Source organism: Dyella tabacisoli (genome assembly GCF_003350925.1).
Classification (GTDB): Bacteria; Pseudomonadota; Gammaproteobacteria; order Xanthomonadales; family Rhodanobacteraceae; genus Dyella_C; species Dyella_C tabacisoli.
This window is the reverse complement of sequence record NZ_KZ857182.1, coordinates 46056-64192: the sequence shown is the minus strand read 5'-3', so window position 1 is coordinate 64192 and position 18137 is coordinate 46056. Positions and strand designations below refer to the sequence as shown.

15 protein-coding genes are annotated in these 18137 nt (G+C 60.5%); 10 read left to right on the top strand and 5 right to left on the bottom strand.

Going from position 1 to position 18137, the window contains the following annotated elements; translation table 11 throughout:
* Positions 1-25: 25 nt before the first annotated feature.
* From DVJ77_RS17860 to DVJ77_RS21195, 3 genes are all read left to right on the top strand, one after another.
* Complete coding sequence (locus DVJ77_RS17860; RefSeq protein WP_114846969.1) at positions 26-1345, top strand: APC family permease; 1320 nt, start codon at positions 26-28, stop codon at positions 1343-1345.
* Positions 1346-1394: 49 nt separating this feature from the next.
* Positions 1395-3560 (top strand): beta-agarase, encoded by a 2166-nt coding sequence (locus tag DVJ77_RS17855; RefSeq protein ID WP_114846885.1) that lies wholly within the window; start codon positions 1395-1397, stop codon positions 3558-3560.
* Positions 3561-3835: 275 nt separating this feature from the next.
* The gene (locus DVJ77_RS21195) at positions 3836-4006 is read left to right on the top strand and encodes a hypothetical protein (protein ID WP_162791555.1); all 171 of its coding nucleotides are present in this window, start codon (positions 3836-3838) and stop codon (positions 4004-4006) included.
* 269 nt (positions 4007-4275) lie between these two features.
* On the opposite strand, the gene DVJ77_RS17850 is transcribed toward DVJ77_RS21195, so the two are convergent.
* On the bottom strand, positions 4276-4695 hold the full coding sequence (locus DVJ77_RS17850; RefSeq protein WP_114846884.1) for a hypothetical protein: 420 nt from the start codon (positions 4693-4695) through the stop codon (positions 4276-4278).
* A gap of 527 nt (positions 4696-5222) precedes the next feature.
* The gene (locus DVJ77_RS17845) at positions 5223-6209 is read right to left on the bottom strand and encodes a mitochondrial fission ELM1 family protein (protein ID WP_114846883.1); all 987 of its coding nucleotides are present in this window, start codon (positions 6207-6209) and stop codon (positions 5223-5225) included.
* A gap of 139 nt (positions 6210-6348) precedes the next feature.
* Between DVJ77_RS17845 and DVJ77_RS17840 the strand changes: the two genes are divergently transcribed.
* Positions 6349-6942 carry a malonic semialdehyde reductase gene (locus DVJ77_RS17840; RefSeq protein WP_114846882.1) on the top strand — a complete coding sequence of 198 codons (594 nt, stop codon included), beginning with the start codon at positions 6349-6351 and terminating at the stop codon, positions 6940-6942.
* 64 nt (positions 6943-7006) lie between these two features.
* Positions 7007-7600 (top strand): YceI family protein, encoded by a 594-nt coding sequence (locus DVJ77_RS17835; RefSeq protein ID WP_114846881.1) that lies wholly within the window; start codon positions 7007-7009, stop codon positions 7598-7600.
* Positions 7601-7836: 236 nt separating this feature from the next.
* Here DVJ77_RS17835 and DVJ77_RS17825 read toward each other — a convergent pair whose 3' ends face one another.
* Entirely contained in the window at positions 7837-9096 is a 1260-nt protein-coding gene (locus DVJ77_RS17825) for a Yip1 family protein (protein WP_114846880.1), read from the bottom strand.
* A 185-nt stretch (positions 9097-9281) separates the two neighbouring features.
* Between DVJ77_RS17825 and DVJ77_RS17820 the strand changes: the two genes are divergently transcribed.
* The 5 genes from DVJ77_RS17820 to DVJ77_RS17800 all read left to right on the top strand — a co-directional run bounded on the left by DVJ77_RS17820 (position 9282) and on the right by DVJ77_RS17800 (position 15974).
* Positions 9282-9491 carry a zinc-finger domain-containing protein gene (locus tag DVJ77_RS17820; protein ID WP_114846879.1) on the top strand — a complete coding sequence of 70 codons (210 nt, stop codon included), beginning with the start codon at positions 9282-9284 and terminating at the stop codon, positions 9489-9491.
* Between the two features lie 98 nt (positions 9492-9589).
* Entirely contained in the window at positions 9590-10714 is a 1125-nt protein-coding gene (locus DVJ77_RS17815; RefSeq protein ID WP_114846878.1) for a glycosyltransferase, read from the top strand.
* Between the two features lie 321 nt (positions 10715-11035).
* Positions 11036-12304, top strand: a complete 1269-nt coding sequence (locus tag DVJ77_RS17810; protein WP_114846877.1) for an O-antigen ligase family protein — start codon at positions 11036-11038, stop codon at positions 12302-12304.
* The gene (locus tag DVJ77_RS17805; protein ID WP_114846876.1) at positions 12294-13073 is read left to right on the top strand and encodes a glycosyltransferase family 2 protein; all 780 of its coding nucleotides are present in this window, start codon (positions 12294-12296) and stop codon (positions 13071-13073) included. Before DVJ77_RS17810 ends, DVJ77_RS17805 begins: the two co-directional genes overlap by 11 nt.
* A gap of 600 nt (positions 13074-13673) precedes the next feature.
* Positions 13674-15974: a S53 family peptidase gene (locus DVJ77_RS17800; RefSeq protein ID WP_114846875.1), complete on the top strand. Its 2301-nt coding sequence runs from the start codon at positions 13674-13676 to the stop codon at positions 15972-15974.
* A 113-nt stretch (positions 15975-16087) separates the two neighbouring features.
* On the opposite strand, the gene DVJ77_RS17795 is transcribed toward DVJ77_RS17800, so the two are convergent.
* Entirely contained in the window at positions 16088-17224 is a 1137-nt protein-coding gene (locus DVJ77_RS17795) for a glycosyltransferase family 4 protein (protein WP_114846874.1), read from the bottom strand.
* On the bottom strand, positions 17221-17943 hold the full coding sequence (locus DVJ77_RS17790) for a polysaccharide deacetylase family protein (protein ID WP_380039194.1): 723 nt from the start codon (positions 17941-17943) through the stop codon (positions 17221-17223). The genes DVJ77_RS17795 and DVJ77_RS17790 overlap by 4 nt, the downstream gene beginning before the upstream one ends.
* Positions 17944-18137 lie beyond the last annotated feature (194 nt).

The following is an 18137-nucleotide window of genomic DNA, read 5'->3' as shown; positions in this document are numbered from 1 at the left end:
CCGCGACCACGGCAGCGGCGAAACCATGAGCAACGAACCCTCTCCTTCGTATCTGCGCCGTCTCGGCACCTGGGATGCCACCGCGATAGTGATTGGCGGCGTGATCGGCGCCGGCATCTTTCGCAGCGCCGCCACGGTGGCCGAGCGCACCTCCTCGGGTTGGCAACTGCTGCTGCTATGGGCAGTGGGTGGCTTGCTCACACTGGCCGGGGTGCTTTGCTATGCCGAACTGGGTGCGCGGCGACCGCAGGCGGGTGGCGTCTACATCTATCTGCGCGAAGCTTTCGGTCAACTGCCGGCGTTTCTGTTTGGCTGGACGATGGCGTTGATTAACTACCCCGGCAGTGTGGCGGCCGTGGCGACGACGTTTGCCGATTATTTCTGCGCGGCGACCGGGTTGCCGTTGCCATGGGTGAAGCCGATAGCGGTAGGCGCGATTGCCTTCATCGTCGGCGTGAATCTGTTTGGCATTCGCGCGGGCGCGCGCATGCAGAACCTGTTCACCCTGCTCAAGCTGACGGCGATCGTCGTGTTGATCGTCGCCGGGCTGGTGCTGGTGCGCGGTCAGTTGGGCATGGCCCTGGCTACGGATACGGCCCATCCGGTGCCGGCGTGGTCGTTTCTCGGCGCGTTGTTGCCGGTGTTATTCACTTATGGCGGTTTTCACTATCTCAACGACCTGGCTGGCGAGGTGCGCGAACCGCAACGCACCTTGCCGCGCGCGCTGGGTCTTGGGTTGGCTGTGGTGGTGATTTGCTATGTGTTGGTCAACCTGGCTTATCTCGCCGGGCTGGGGCATGCCGGGCTTGCCGCCAGTCATGCGCCTGCGGCGGATTTGATGCGCCGATTGTTCGGCGAGCATGGCGCCACCTTGATCGCCGTAGGCATTGCCTGCTCCACCTTCGGTTATTGCAGCATCGCGATTGCCGGTGGCGCTCGCGTGCTGCAGACGATGGGCGCCGACGGCATGTTTTTTCGGGTGGCTGGACATATCGAACCACGCACCCGTGCGCCGCAGGTGGCACTGGCCGTACTGGGCGCCTGGGCCGTCGTACTCACCTTGTCGGGCAGCTTCGGTCAGTTGCTCGACTACACCACGGTGGGCGAATGGCTATCGCATGCCTTTGGCATCGCCACCCTGTTTTGGTATCGCCGCCGTTTTGCCGATGAGCCATCGCCGTATCGAGTGCCTTTCTATCCATTGCTGCCGTTGCTCTTCGTCGGCACGGTGTTCGGCGTGATTATCGCCACGACGATTCATGCTCCCGGCGATGCCGGCATGAGTTTGTTACTGATCGCGGTAGGGGTGCCGGTTTATTACCTCTGGCGCCGTGTCCATGTGTGAGTAAGCGCTGACGAGTGCGCTCTTAGGGTGGCGGGGGCATACTCGGAGCATGAAACGAATCGCTTTTCTCTCACTGCTTGGTCTACTGGGACTGACCGCTTGTCAGGCCGCCACGGAAACGGTGGTTGCCGACCTCAGCCAGATAACGCCCAATCCACAGCTTACGTTGCAGCACGTACAGCGCGGGGCTGCGCCGGAGCCGGTGCAGGGCGCAACGCCGCTGTTGCGTTATACGTTTGAGCCTGCCGCACAGCCGCAGCTAGTGATGGCGCCGAAGCAAGGTGCGTGGGACTGGTCGCGACAAGGCGAACTGCGCCTGATCGTGCAGAACGCGATGCCATGGGCGGTGACCTTGACCGTGGATATCGATGGTGTCGGCGATGCTCAGCATTTGCACGCGACGATGGGCTTGCCGGCTGGGCCGGTACAAACCATCGTCGTGCCGCTGCAAGCGACGTCGCCGCGTGTCCAGGGCATGCAAGTCGGGCCACCCATGCCGTTTGACGAGCAGGGACAGCGGGTACTGCTGGCAACGACCGTGGAAGGGACGCTTGATCCGCGGCAGGTGCGTGCTGTGCGAATCGGCATGCCGGCGCCACAGGCCGCTCAAGCATTGCTGCTCGGCCGCGTCGAAACCTCCGCAGGCAGTGCCACGTTGAATCATGCCTACGCCGGCATCGTCGATGCCTGGGGTCAGTACACGCGCGGCAGTTGGCCCGAGAAGGTCGATTCCGATGCGGTCTTGCGTGCCGAACAGGGCAAGGCACAGGCCGGGCTGGCTGCGGCACGGAAACAACAGAATCCAGCGGACCCTTATGGCGGGCGTCTGGACGTTCCGGCATTCAAGGCCAATGGTTGGTTTCGCACTGAGCGCCGCGACGGTCGCTGGCAATTCGTTACGCCCGATGGACATGCGTTTTTCTCGCTCGGCGTCAACGCGGTTACTGCCGAAGGTGGGCGCAGTTATGTCGAGGGGCGCGAAAGCATGTTCCGTGAGCTGCCTTCCGCCAGCGGAGCATGGGCGTCGTTCTACGGCAGCGATGACAGCCGCCAGCCCGGTGCGGGTTCGCGTGCGGGTATCGCCTATAACCACGGCCGCTGGTTCGATTTCTATGCGGCCAATCTGTATCGCGCGGATGGTTCACATGCGCTGGACGTGTGGCGCACGCGAACACTGGATCGACTGCAAGCCTGGGGTTTCAACACCGTGGGTAACTGGAGCGATACCGCGCTAGGTAAGGCGCATCGCATGCCCTATACGCGCTCGATCGCCGTCGCCGGTGTTTTTGGCAATGTGTCCAGCGGCTACGATTATTGGGGGCGCATGCCTGATCCCTTTGATCCACGTTTTGCACAAGCCGCCGATAGCGCGGTGGCCAAGGTGGCGAACGAGGTGCGCGACGATCCCTGGTTGCTGGGCTATTTCGCCGACAACGAACTGGCCTGGGCCGGGCAGGGGCCGCAAGGGCGCTGGGGCTTGGCTACGGGCACCTTGCGCGGCGAAGCCATCAGCGATGCCAAGCAGGCATTTATCGGGGTACTGAAGAAAAAGTATGGCGAGCCGGCAAAGCTGGCAGCGGCCTGGGGCATCGCCCTGCCGTCATGGGAGGCATTGAGTGCCACCGGGTTTGCGGCTCCTGATCCGAATGAGGCTCATCCCGCGATTGCCGATGACTACAGCGCGTGGCTACGCCAGTATGCCGACACCTATTTCCGTGTGGTCGCCGAGGCGATTCATCGACACGATGCACACCATCTGTTTCTCGGCGGCCGCTTTGCAGTGAACACCCCTGAAGCTGTCGCGGCCTGCGCGGCTTATTGTGATGTAGTGAGTTTCAATACCTATACCGATGTGCCGCAGCATGGCTTCGACGCGCCTGCTTTGGCCGGGCTGGGTAAGCCGGCCCTGATAACCGAGTTTCATTTCGGCTCCAACGATCGAGGCCCGTTCGGCAGCGGCGTGATCGCGGTCTATAACGAGCAGCAACGCGGTGAAGCGTATACGCGTTTCATCGCTGCGGCAGCGAACGACCCGAATATCGTCGGCGCGCATTGGTTCCAGTATGCCGATCAGCCCGTCACGGGTCGCTTGCTCGATGGCGAGAACGCACACATCGGCCTGGTCGGCATTACCGACCTTCCGTTTACGGATTTTGTGCATGCGGTACGCGAGGCGAACGAGCGCGTACGTTTTCGTTTTAGGGCGCAACCGTAGGTTGGGGTGAGCAAGGCGAACCCCAACGTTGCGCGATATTGGGGTTCACGGTGAGCCTCAAAAGCACGCATGTTTGATATCACGGCGAGCTTCAAAGCTGCGCAACGTTGGGCATCACTTTGTTCAGCCCAACCTACGTTGGCGCGCGAAGACTACAGACATTTGTCGCCAAATTTTGACCGAAGGCAATCTGGTCGCCCCCTACGAGGAATCCCTCACCACCCTCACTGGCATCATCACAGGGGTGCTTACCCTTGCACGTATTTTGGCCACCAGTGAATCGTTCCGCATTCAATACGAATGCAATATGGATCAGCCGCCCGAAGAAACTCCCCTTCGATCCGCTGACCACCGAAGGCTTGTTTATCGCCCTGTATTTTTTGAGTGAACGGGTGGAATCGGTAGCTATGGGCTTGCTGGAGAGGCAAGAGAAACAAGCGAGGTAAGCCGGTAACGTACGAGCCCCGCCAGTGATGAACTGACGGGGCTCGTTTGTATGAGTTCGTTTCTCAACCGTCGTAGGTTAGGGTGAGCGCAAGCGAACCCCAACGATCCGCAAACCATGTCGCCGGCATCACATCGCAAGCGAGGCTGGTATGGCATGAGACATCGCTATAAGCGCAGTGGCGAATACCTTCGTCGAACTACGCCTTCCGCGTTATAGCCGATGCCTGATCCAAGTGCCAGATAATGACTCTGGTACCTTTGTTTGCCCTCACTTGCGCGGTTGATCCAGCACCACCTCTCGGCTGACCGGATCGACCCGGACTTTCACCGTGGTGCCAGGTACGATCTGGGCAACCCGCACCGGGCTCAGCGGCACGACGATCTCGATCACGAATTCCTCCACCCCTTCGGTCGCCGCGACCTGTAGCTGCAAGCGCGTCAGGATGAAAATGGCATCGATGCGGCTACCGGTATCGGCGGCGTCGAGCACCTGCGCGGTTGTGGCGACGCCCTCGCGGTGGAGACGCTGCTCCAGTGCTTTATTGGAGACCTTGTCGATGATCCGCCGCTGCTCTTTCAGAATCTTGTTGGAGACCTTGTTGATGATGAACCACGCCAGCGCCGACATCGCCAAAGCGCAGACGACGATCAAAAACAGCAGTCCCCCGATAGCAGACAAGGTCGTCATCCGATGCATTCTCCAAGGCGCTTGAGCTATGAGCATACTCAAGCGCGGTACGGATGGCGAAGCTCGCTGGAAGCCAGGGCATCAGGACAACGGGGGGTAAGTAAGGGGTCGGGTAAGTAAGGGGTCAGTGGCATTATCGAGAGCTTAGGTTTTCGGCCGGCCTCGCGGTCGAACCGTAGTAACTCGCTCAAGTTCAGCTTCAATCGATGTCTGAAAGCGACTTGTCCCCCATGTACGTTGCTGCTGCACATAAGCGCGTATCTCGTTCAATCGATCCTCCCTGATCGCCTCTCGAAACCATTCACCGTAAGCCGCTCGTTGTCCGTCCGGGGTGTTTCCAAGCGCTAGATATTCTGCGTGTGGCCGTACCAGACGATCAACGCGTCCAAGGTGATAACTGCTCCGGGGGACGGCATTCAGACACTTTTGTCCAAGAGGGACTTGGACAAATTTAAAATACAAGGTTGGTGTGAGTGCGGCGAACCCCGGCGTTGCGCAACGTTGGGCATCACTTCGTTCAGCCCAACCTACCGATGTGCGTCGGTGGCTCGCTGATGGGTTTCGATGCGCTTGCATAACTCCTCGGCAATCGCCGCTATCTCGCGCAATGGTTTTTGCTGTGCCGGGGGCGTGGCATCCAGGTCATGCAGCAGTCCGGTTTCGCGTAATGCACGATGAAAGTGTTCGATTTTCGCCGGTAGAGGTGCCACGACCAGGGTGTGTACCGGGCAACCGACGGCGCAGGCCTCGGAGAGCATGTTTACCGAATCGGGGGTGACCACGAGGCGATCGGCCCAGCCAAGCACGCCGGGAAAGGGGTTGCGGCCATCGTCGCGACCGGCCCAGATCAGGCCGGGGACGTCGCTGAGCATCGCGCGCATGATGTCGATCGACGCATGCGGCGTGCGGCGCGAGGCGAGTACGAGCAGGCTGCCGCCTTCTTTGCGATAACGCGCCAGCAGGCGCTCGGCGAGCTGTTGCGTGTAGGCGGCGTCGAAGGGAATGCCTTGGCGCGGCCCGCCCAGCAGCACGCCGACGCGTGGACGCGGCAGGTCGGCCAGGGTGGGGCAGGATTCGCGGCCATCGTCCAGCCAGGCGGCGTCGACGGCATGCAATGAACCCAGCGTTCGCAGCACATTGGGGCCATTGAGGCGATCGTGCGCGGGCGCGATCACGCTATCCCAATGGACCGGATCGATCCGCGGGTTGAGAATTTGCACGGTGTAGCAATGGCCCCCGGAAAGCGTGCGCAACCTGCGGGTGAACAAGGCAGCGGCGCGTCCGCAACCGATAGCCAGGCGCGGCCATGGTGGGGAGAATTGTTCGCGTTGGGCGGGGGTGAGGGCGTATCGCATGCCGGGAAGCAGCCGTGGCGCGAGCCAGGACCAGGGCGGCCGAGGCTCCAGGATCAGATGGCGTATGGGTAATTCCAACTGTTCGGCCAACGCCAACGCCTGCCGCTGGTTGCCTGCGGCATGGTCGGTAATGACCCAGCATTCCCCGTGTAGTCTCATCGTGCAGGCAGCGGGACGAGCATTGTTTCTTGAAACAGCACAGTACGTTCCTCAAACCGTAGGCCTACGTGCCGTCGCACGCGTTTACACTTGACGATCGTAGCGCCCTCGGCGGCGCGCTTGTCAAAAAAGGATACCTATGAGCGAGATGCTTTCAGAGACGGCCCTCGACCAGTTGTTCCGTACTGCCCGCACGTTCAACGCCTGGCTGCCCAAAGACGTCAGCGATGAGCAACTGCATCAGCTTTACGATTTGGCCAAGTTCGGCCCCACCAGCGCGAACTGCTCGCCGATGCGGGTGGTGTTCGTGAGGTCGAAAGAGGCGAAGGAGAAGCTCTCGCCGTTCATGTCCGATGGCAATCGCGCCAAGACCCTGGTGGCGCCGGTCACCGCGATTATCGCCATCGACTATGAGTTTTACGAACAGCTACCCAAGCTGTTTCCACATGCCGATGCCCGTAGCTGGTTCGCCGGCAACCAGCCGTTGATCGATGCCACCGCATTTCGTAACGCCAGCCTGCAGGGCGCCTACGTCATTGCCGCGGCTCGCTCGCTCGGGCTCGATTGCGGGCCGATGTCGGGCTTCGATCAGGACGGCGTCAACGAGGCGTTCTTTGCCGGCACCAAGATCAAGTCGAACTTCATGATTAATATCGGTTACGGTGATGCCAGCCGTGATTTGTTCCCACGCAGCCCGCGTCTGTCGTTCGACGAGGCTTGCAAGATCGTCTAAGGCTAGTGTCTTGGCGGCGTGCGCCGTCAGCCTTTAAGCAGCCCCACCTTCAGAGGAATACCTAATGCGTGCATATCGTTATCTGCTCATTACCGGTTTGCTTGGCGCCACTGTCGCCGCCCACGCCGATCCGGTGACCTACAAGCTCGATCCGGCACACACCAATGTGCTGTTTAGCTGGAGCCATTTCGGCTACTCCAACCCGAGCGCAAACTTTGGTCTCGGCGACGGCACCTTGGTGTTCGACGAGAAAAACCCGGCCAAGTCATCGGTTGAAGTGACCTTGCCACTGGCCAACTTGGACACGCACGTGACCAAGCTCGACGAACATCTGAAAAAGCCGGACTTTTTCGATGCCGACAAATTTCCCACCGCTACGTTCAAGAGCACCAAGGTGCAGCCGCTCGGCGGCGGCAAGTTCAAGGTTACCGGTGACCTGACCGTGCACGGCGTGACCAAGCCGGTAGTGCTGGACGCCAAGCTCAATAAGAGCGGCGAGCACCCGATGCTGAAGCAGCAGGCGATCGGCTTCGATGCCACCACCAGCCTGAAGCGTTCCGATTTCGGCATCGGCGCCTATGTGCCGAACGTCGGTGACGAAATCAAGATCCGCATCACCACCGAAGGTGCCGTGCCGAAGGCCGACGCTACTCAGTAAGTTCATCGGTAGCGCGATATGAAAAGCCCGCGTCGGTAACGGCGCGGGCTTTTTTTTGGAGCGGGAATGGGGAACAGGGAACGGGGAACATGCAGACTGATGGGTGCTTGCGGCGCCGCGTTCTTTTTTGATCTTTCTTTGTTTTGCTCTTGCTTTTCTGCCTCTGCTTTTAAGGCTTTTCCCCGTTCCCCGTTCCCCGTTCCCCGTTCCCCGTTCCCCGTTCCCCGTTCCCGCGATCAGTTCTTCGTGACGCCCTGATCTTTCAACGATTCCAGCTTCGACAGGTCGACGCTGGTGACCGCCTGCTTGAGCTGGTCGATGCTGTCGGCGTTGCCGCTGGCTTGCACGGTGAAACGCTGGGCGACGATCATGCTGAATTCGCCGCTCTTGCTGCTGTTGTCCCAGGTTTCGTGGATCATCCGGCCGGAGTCGTTATAGGTTTTTTCGTAGCCGTGGTCGGTCTGTTTCTCCGACTCGCCGGCAAAGCTGCTGGCCATGGCCATCATGCCTTTCATGCTGCCGGTGTCGGACACTTGCAGATTGATGCTATGGCCGTTGCCATCGGTGTAGACCGCTTGCGCCTCGGTAACCTGCATGCCCATGGTATTGGTGCGTCCGGCTGAGGCGCTCTCGCGCTTCAGGCCCGCCAAAGTCTCGGGCAGAAAGGCCTTGATCTGATCGACGGGCAGTGACTCCACCTTGCTGTCGCCCGATACCGCACCCATCACCTTGCCCATGGCTGCTTGTTGCGCGGCGCTGTCGCCGGATTTCTGCGCGGCCTCCAACTCTTTGCTGGCTTGCTCGGCGCGCTGGCCCATCGCGGCCAGTTTGCCCAGGGCGCTGCTTTCATCGACGGTGACGCTGCCATCGCTGCTGGTGACGTGCGTGCCACTCAGTGCCGCGCCGCTGAGGGCCGCCGCACCAATCACGCCGCCGATAATCATGGCGATGATCCAGCCGAACACGACGGCGATCACTACGCTCACGGCGGTATAGCCGGCGGCTTTTTCCGGCGCCGCTTTCATGGTGTGCGGCAGGCCCAGGTACAGCAGGTAGATCGAATAGATGCCGCCGAGGATGCCGATCAGCCAACCCAGCCAAGGCACGATGGAGGCAACGCCGGCCACCCAATAGGCGGTCCATGCATAGGCGACGGTCTTGAGCGCCTGTACCTGGTCTTTCTGGCCGCCAAAGGTGGGCGCCAGAGCGCTGATGATGAGTGCCATGACATAGGCCAGCGCCAGGCTGAGCACATAGCCGATGACCATGCCGACGATGCCCATGCCGAACGGCGTACGCACAGTGACACCGAACAGGCTGAAGCCGATCAGGCTGCCCTTGATGAAACTGGCGATCGCAGGGAGTGCCGCTACGATGGCGATATAGCCGCTGTACAAGCCGGTAACGCTGGCCGGCTCGGCCGCAATGGCAGGCCATTCGGTCTGTGGCGTGGTCAAGATAGCCTTGACCCGCGCGATGATCTTGGTGAAATCCACGTTATTCCCCTCAATGCAGATAGCCGACGCTCGGTGTCGGCAGACAGATACTGGGTCTGTTCCATGACAATCTGTATGACCGTTCAGACGCTGCTGCCCGATCAGCCCTTATCCATTCCCGGCAACGCCTGGGCGGGTGCAGCCTGCTACCATCTGCGGCCCGATGTCTAGTCTGGAGTTTTTCCATGTCGCGTTCCCCTGCCGCGGCCGTACCGCTGATTCCGGCAAATGCCGAAAATCGTTACGAAGTGACGCGCGCCGACCTGCCGCTGTCCTGTCCGATGCCCGGTATGGAGCTATGGAACTCGCACCCGAAGGTTTATTTGCCGATCGTCGATGACGGCGGCGAGTCGAAATGTCCTTATTGCGGCGCGTATTACGTCCTGCGCGACTGACGATTGAGCCGTGATGCCGGGCCGAAACGCCCGCGTAGGTGAGGTTTCGGCACGATTGCTGCTTGTGCCGTGGGATGAAGGTTTTCATTGAAGAGTCCATGTCCGCTGTCGCCATGCCCACCAGGTCGCTGACTGTCGTCCAGCTAATCCCTGCGTTGCATTCGGGCGGCGCGGAGCGCTCTGTGCTGGAAATCGGCCGCGCGCTGGTCCAGGCCGGTCATCGCTCGGTGGTGATTTCAGCCGGCGGGCGCCTGGTCGAGCAACTGCAGGCCGAGGGCAGCGAGCACATCACGTTGGACATTGGCAGCAAATCGCTACGCACGCTGGCCCGGTTTGGCGCATTGCGGCGGCGCTTGCGTGAGCTTAAGCCGGACATCGTGCATGCGCGTTCGCGGCTGCCGGCCTGGCTGGGCTGGTGGGCCATGAAGGGATTGACGCCCGCGGCGCATTTCATCACCACCGTGCACGGGCTTAATTCACCGGGTCGCTATAGCGCGATTCTGCTGCGCGGCGAACGCATCATCGCGGTCTCTCAAACCTTGCGCGACTTTGTACTCAGCCACTATCGCTGGCTAGAGCCGGGGCGGGTGCGAGTGATTCCGCGCGGTATCGATCCCGAGGCGTTTCCCTATGGACATCGGCCCGAGGATGCCTGGCAGAAGGCTTTTTTTGCCGAATATCCCAGCCTGGCTGGCGCACCTCTGCTGACGATGCCTGGGCGCGGCACACGCTTGAAGGGGCATCACGATGCCATCGCGCTGCTGGTCGAGTTGAAGCATCGCGGCATTGATGCACGGTTGCTGCTGCTGGGCGTGATCGAACCCGGCCGCGAAGCCTACGCGCAAGAGCTGCGCGAGTTGATCGAGGCTAGCGGCGTGGCGGCACAAGTCGTACTCGCCCCGGCACGTGCCGACATCCGCGACATCTATGCCATCTCCGCCTTGGTGTTGCAGTTGTCCAACAAGCCCGAATCGTTCGGCCGCACGGTGGTCGAGGCCTTGTCGTTATGCCGACCCGTGCTTGGCTATGCGCATGGCGGCGTAGGCGAGTTGCTGGCGGAGTTGTATCCCGCTGGCCGGGTGCCGCTAGGTGACAAAGAGCGATTGGTGGAACGTGCCGCCGAGCTTCTGCGCGTGGCACCACCCATCCCCATGCTGCAAAGCTATCGCCTGGCCGACATGCAACACGCCACCCTGGCCCTCTACGAAGAGGTCGTCGCGTAGGTTGGGGTGAGCAAAGCGAACCCCAACGTTGCGCGCTGTAGGGGTCGCGGCGAACGTCAAAAGCGTGCCATGTTGGGTGTCGGGGCCAGCCTCAACGTTGCGCAACGTTGGGCATCACTTTGTTCAGCCCAACCTACGTATTAGGTTACGTATTACGCATTGCCGCGTGAGGATTACAGTCGCGTAGGTTGGGCTGAGCAAAGCGATGCCCAACATTCGTGCGCTGATTATCGGTGTGGTTGATGACCCCCGCGCCGTCAATAATCGTTAACGTCGGCCACGCCCCCTACAATGCGTGAGCTAAAGCTAACCCGGTTACCGATGAGTCCGTTCGCCCTCCTGAAGGCCGCCCTACGTTCGCCACTCTTGCCATTCTGGCTGGTCGTAGCCTTATTGCCGTTCGGGCGTAGCGCCGAGCTAGGTACCTTTCTCTGTCTGATCGGCGTGGCCTTGCTGTTCGTGCGCCACCCGCGTGCCCTGTACGAGCATCCCGGTGCGCAATTGCTGCTATGGCTGCTTGCCGCCTATATCGGCGCGGCATTGATTTCGGCCATAGGTTCGGCAGCGCCAGGCAAAAGTTGGTCGACCGTGGCCGCGTTGCTGCGTTATGTCCCCTTGGGTCTTTACGCCTGCTTCGCGATACGTCGAGAAGAAAAGCTTTCCGCGTTGTATATGGCAATCGCTGCCGTGCTGGCCGTGTGGGTGTTCGACGCCTGGGTGCAGGCGCTTACCGGCTGGAGTCTGGGCGGGCAGGCCGAGGCCGAGCGCATTTCCGGCATCTTTGGTGCGGCCAATCTCAAGCTCGGTCCGACGCTGGCCGTGCTATCGCCGTTTGCGCTATGGGCGGCACGCCGTCGGTGGGGATTGAAGGGCCTGCTGCTCGCTCTGGTCCTGGTTTTAGGGCCGGTATTGCTGTCGGGGTCGCGGGCGGCCTGGCTTTGCTATGGGCTGGTCGCCCTGGGTTTTGCCTGGCGCGAGGCTGGCTCGCTGCGTCGCTTCGCGTTGCTGTGTGCCGGCGGAGCCGTATTGCTGGCACTCGCCGGTGGCATTGCCTGGAATACATCGGGGCGTTTCCATGCGCGCATGGAGCGCACCTTGAGCGCTTTTAACGGCGCTCCGCAGGGTCTGGACGAGGCGCTCGCCGGGCGCCTGGATATCTGGCGCACCAGCCTGCGCATGGCGCGGGCACACCCGGTCAATGGCGTTGGCGTGCGGGCTTTTCGCTATGTCTATCCACAATTCGCACCGGCCAACGATCACTTCGTGGTCGCCGAGGCCTGCGGTGTCGGCGAGGGCGCCTGCCATGCGCACCAGGTCGTGCTTGAGGTACTGACCGAAACCGGTGGGCTGGGCTTGCTGCTATGGCTGGCTGGCGCTGTGCTGGCTTTGCGCGCGTGGTGGCGTGCGGGTGCGGCCGCGCGCGCGCGGGCGTTTCCGGCGAGTCTGGCGCTTGGTGTGATGCTGTTTCCGCTCAATACCCATCTGGCTTTTTATTCGGCATGGTGGGGTTTGTTGTTTGCATGGTTGCTTGGCCTGTGGTGCGCCGCGCTCTATGTCGTACCCAGTGAGGAGTCGCCGCATGGCGCGTGAACCGTTATCGGTAGTGGTCATCACTTACAACAACGGCGGCACGCTGGATGCGTGCCTTCGCGGGGTGACCTGGGCCGAAGAGATCGTGGTGCTGGATTCGGGCTCGACGGATGACACCGTGGCGATCGCCGAACGCTATGGCGCGCGTGTCTCGGTGCATCCGTTCGACGAATTCGGCCCACAGAAGCAGCGTGCTTATGATTTGGCTACGCACGACTGGATTCTCAATCTGGATGCCGACGAAACTTTATCGGCCGGTACGCGCGAGGTGATCGAGCAGGCATTGGTGGCGCCTCGCTATGCCGGCTTTCGTTTGCCGCGCCGCGAGTTATTGTTTTGGAAAGTGCAGCATCGTTGGGGTCGCCGCAACGGTCTGCTGCGGTTGTTCGATCGACGGCGCGGTCGCATGAACCACGTCGAGGTGCATTCGGCGGTGGAGGTCGATGGCCCGGTCAAGACCTTGTGGCGCGCCGACTTCATCAATCATGGCGATGTCGATATCGCCACGCGAATGAACAAGATTAATAGCTACACCACCCGAATGGTTGCGCATAAGCTGCGCAAAGGGCAGCGGTTCACCGGTCTGCGCATGGTGTTCTATCCGCCATGGTTCTTTCTGCGGCAATACCTCGGCAAGCGTTATTTCCTGGATGGCTGGGCTGGCTTCGTCGCCAGTATGACCGGTGCTTTCTACGTGTTTTTGAAGTATGCGAAGTTGCACGAGGCCCAACGAAAGGTGGGGCCCGATAAAGGCATGCGCAGCAGATAAGCGGCTGCGCGGTCGATGACGCGTCGTGGCAAGGTTGCACGCGATAACGATTCTTATTTATTCAGCCGTCATTTATTTGTGCGAAATGGCTGAAGTAATAAATTACGGCGTCGAAATTTATTGCAGCAAGCATGATTTGGGCGGTTGCGCCAATTCGCCGTGAATTCCATGTGAATTATCACGATAGCGCGAAATTTATTGCGTTGTCAGAGTCATGGTTTAAATCGATGGAAATAAATGGACTGTTTTTACAGGTAATTGATTGTGTTTGGTTTGTTGGCTTTGTCGGGTGTTTTTGCGTAATTCCTTTCACGCGCATTGCGATTTTTCGATAGATATTCCTACACTCAAGAGCGATTGATGCGTGGGACGTTGGCGGGCGGATGCCGGGGGGCACCCTCGTTTCATTGAAAGTGACAGGTCTCCTTCAAGGAGAACCGCGTTGCCGGTATGGCAGCGCGGCGGGTGTCTTTTGCCTTGATTTTCTATGGCGTAACGATAAAGGAGGTCGGGACGTAACTAATGAATGGATCGGTAGAGTGACGAATTCAAAAAACAGGGGACCTCGCTTTTTTCATTGAAAGTTTCCAGGAGAACTACATGCGAAACGAGTATCTGATTCTGTGTGCTTCCATTGCTGCGGCGATTGCCGCGCTGCCAGCGGCTGCCATGGCGCAGCCGGTAACGACGCCCAATGTGGCCATTGCCGATCTCAATACGGTAGAAATGCCTCGCGTGACGAAGACCATCGATAGCAGCGTTTTGTCGACGGTCGAAAAGAGTCATCTGGGGCTCGTTGCCAAGGTACAGCCCACGGCCAGCGTGGCCGACTCGACCCCCATGAACCATATGCAGCTCATACTCCAGCGCAGCGCGTTGCGCGAGGGAGCGTTGAACGCATTGATCGCAGCCCAGCACGATCCCAAGTCACCGAAATTTCATACCTGGCTGACCCCTGAAGAATACGGCGCCACGTTTGGTGTTGCCGATGTGGATATCGGCGCGGTGAAGTCGTGGCTGACGGCGCAGGGTTTCACCGTCCACGGCGTTTACCCGAACAAGATGCAGATCGATTTCAGCGGCACGGCGGGCCTGGTGAAGCGCGCCTTCCATACGCAGGAGAACCACTACACCATCAATAAGGTCAGCCATATTGCGAATGCGAGCGATATCAGCATTCCGACGGCGTTGCGGGATGTGGTCGTCGGCGTTGCCGGTCTCAATGATTTGCACCCGCAGGCGTTGCACGTGGCGCCTAAGCTGGCGCAATTCGATGCAGCCACCCAGCGGTTCAAAGTCAAGCAGCCGGCGACCGTCCATAACCTGGTGGCAAACCCCGAGGCCGTCAGCTTTCAGGGCGGTGTGCGTGGGCTGGTGCCGTATGACATGGCCAAGATGTATGGCGTCGACCAATTGCGCGCCAGTGGCGTGACCGGTACCGGCATCACGATCGCGCTGGTCGAAGGCGGGTCGATGGTGCCGGCCGATTGGACCAACTTCGTCAGTCAATTCAACCTTGCCAGCTATGGCGGCACGTTTGCGCAGGTTCAGCCGCAAGCGACGCCACCGATGACCAATTGCATCGATCCGACGATTGCCAATCCTGGCGAGGATGACACCGAGACCTTGCTCGATGCGGAGTGGTCGACGGCCATGGCGCCGGGTGCGAATATTGTGGTCGCCAGTTGCTCTGACTCCAACGGCAGCAACTTCTTTGGCGGTGTATTTACCGCGGCGACCAACCTCATCAACGGCGCCAAACGCCCCAACATCATCAGTGCCAGTTACGGCTACGGCGAAGGCTTTACCGATGCCGCCAGCAAGGCCGCGATCGATCTGATGTGGGCGCAGGCCGATGCTGAAGGTATTTCGGTGTTTGTTTCCAGCGGCGACTCCGGCAGCAATCCGAGTTTCAATGGCGGCTTTATCAACGGGGCCGGCCTGGACGCCAACTCGTTCGGTACGTCGCCCAATGTCACCGTCGTGGGTGGCACGGATACCGCCGATGTGCTGGATAAGACCAGCAGCAAGTACTTCAGCAAAACGACCAATTCGGAGTATGGGTCGGTACTTTCCTACGTGCCGGAAATTCCGTGGAACCAATCCTGCGGCAATGCATTGGCGGCTAAATTCGCCGGGCAACCCAGTGCGCTTGCGTTCTGCAAGCAATATCTCATCTATGACCCCAACGGGTATTACGTAACCTCCGAAGCGGGCAGCGGCGGTCCGTCCTCGGTGGATCGCAAGCCGGCATGGCAGCGGCAGGTGCATAACGCGGCGAAGGATCAGTCGCGCGATGTCCCGGACGTGTCCTTGTTCGCCGGTTCGTATGGCGGCTATACCTGGGCGATTATTTGTACCGCGGCCAATCCGTGCGTGCCGGGATTCACCGCTCCAGTGAGCCTTGAGGGCGGTACCTCGCTGTCCGCACCGATGTTTGCCGGCATCCAGGCACTGATCGATCAAGGCCTGGCCGCACGCGGCCTGCCGGCGAATCAGGGCAATGCCGCACCGACGCTGTATGCGTTGGCGGCGCAGGAATACGGTGGTGCAACGGGTGCGGCGCCGCCCTCGCTGGACGTATGCAATGCCGATAACGGCCCCAAGGGCACCGGCAAATGCGTGTTTCACAATGTGACGCGTAGCGGTATTTCCACTCAATGCATCCAGCAGCTCCCGGCCGTGGTCAGTCCCGATTGCTATTTCTACGGAACGATCGCGAATTTCCAGGGGATCTATGGCCCAGTCCAGGTAGGTCTGACGTCGAGCAGCGCCACGGTATACACCCCCAAGACGGCAGCCTATGCGTCGCAGCCCGGCTGGAGCTTTGCTACAGGCCTTGGGTCGGTGAATGCGAAGAATCTGCTTGCCGCATGGAAGGCCTTCGTCAACGCGCCATGATCGGCCATAGCAGGTAAATAACACCCCTGGCGGCATGCGTCGCCAGGGGTCTGGTTGTCAGATGGGCCGTGCTATATCGACGTCTAAATAGCCGGAAAGCATTGGCTCAGGTTCTAACGCGCACTACTGTCGCGTGGTTGCTGCAGTGGATGGCTCGCTGAGCTGTGTTCGGGCGGTTTATCGCGCAAGAGCTTCACGAATTCGTCCGCGATCACGCTGGTGCTGAAATGCTGTTGCACGAAATCGCGGGCAGCCGCCGCCATCGGCATGCGGCGCGCGGGATCGCACATGCTGAGAATGGCATCGCGCCATGCGCCGACATCGTTTGGTGGCAGCAGCAGGCCGGTCACGTTGGGGGACAGGGTTTCGGGGATGCCGCCGATGTCGCTGCCCAATACCGGGACACCGGAGGCCTGCGCTTCTACCGAAACGCGCCCAAACGTCTCGGTCGCGATCGACGGAAACGCCAGCATCGAAAGAGCGGTGTAATAAGGATGTACGTCGTTGATCCAGCCCAGCACATGATGCCGCTCGGCGAATGCACCAGCGGTAATTCGCTCGTGCAGTTCTTGCGAGCTGGGGCCATGGCCCAGCCATAAGCAATGCAGTTGCGGTTCGCTCGCCATCGCCTGCTCTGCCGCTTCGAGCAGGGTGAAGATGCCCTTGCTGCCATGGATGCGGCCGGCATAGCCAAGCACGATCGCGTCATCGCCCAGGCCGAGCGAATCCAGGATTTCGCGGCGCTGTTGCGGGTCTGGCCGGCACTGGGCCATGTTTACCGGGTTATAGAGCACCTGCACCAGATCGCCGGGGATGCCGCAATCGAGATAAGCCTGGCGTGCATGTTGGGATACCGCGAAGAAATGCTTGGCCAGGCGTGGAAGCAGATAGCCCGATAGCCGGCTCATCGGCGGCGTGCGGTGGCGAAACAGCGTTACCGGCACGCGCAATAGACGTCCCATCAGGATCAGCGGCCAATATTCTTTGCCGAAGTTACCGACCAGCATGTCGGGTTTTAGTTGTCGTGCGGCCTTGAATGTCGCGGCATAGCCGCGCAGATCGAACACATTGCGAAACTTCGCCGGATACAGGCGCGCATTCGTATGGGCCAACCCGCGCGCGATCAGTCCGTCGGGATACGCCACCACGCTCACTTGATGGCCCGCTTCGGCGACGGCTTGAATCAAGGCGATGAAATGGGTCGCCGCCCCTGTGTGCTCGGGATTCGTGCCGACGAATAGGAATTTCATGCCCGTCGCCGATCTTCGTAGCCGCTGAACGCGCGCATGGCGAACTGCGGCAAGACGTGATGGCGGGCGACCTGCACCCGCGGCAGCCGCCACAGATTCATACCTGCTGCGGCACGGCCGCGCTGGGTCGTCGTGGCGGCGGTATAGCCGGCTTCTTCAGTCACCCGGGCAACGCGGTCATCCATATCGCCGTAGGGGTAGCAAAACTGAGTGACCGCTGCGCCGAGGCAGTCTTCCAGATCCGACTTGCTGCCGTGGATTTCATCGTGTAACTGCGCATCGCTGCATTGGGTCAAGCGCGGATGGGTACGTGTATGCGCGCCGATCTCCATGCCGCCGTTATGCCAATCGCGCAATTGCGTCGGCGTCATCAGCGGTTTGCGTACGCCCAGGCGTTCGGCATCCCACTGATTGAACTGACCGATGCCGCCGCTGACGACATAGCAAGTGGCGCTGAAGCCGTACTGCTGCAGTATCGGTAGCGCGTTGTCGAGATTGTCCGCATAGCCGTCGTCCAGCGTAATCACCGCGATTCGGCCTTGCTTCTCGCCACGCAAATAAGGCATCGCCGCCGACATCGATAGTCCGGTGTAGCCGAATCGACGCAACAGCCACATTTGGCGCGCGAACGCACCCGGATTCACATACAGGCTGCGCCAGCGGCGCAGGCCGCCCGGTGCTTGCGCGATGTTGTGATACATGAAAATCGGAAAGGCCATGGTTCGCGGTGCATCCATGCTCATTCCGCACTTCCGGTCGGCGACAAGCGCTTAGCCCGATGGCGGAAACGAGACGTGTATGAGGGGCGGTGGATCAACTGGATGGAGCAGGTTAAGTCACCGCACTTTTTTACCCGGCTTGGCTGTCGTGAGGCTGTCGAGTGGCTTAAGTGCTTGTTAACGCAATGGGTCTG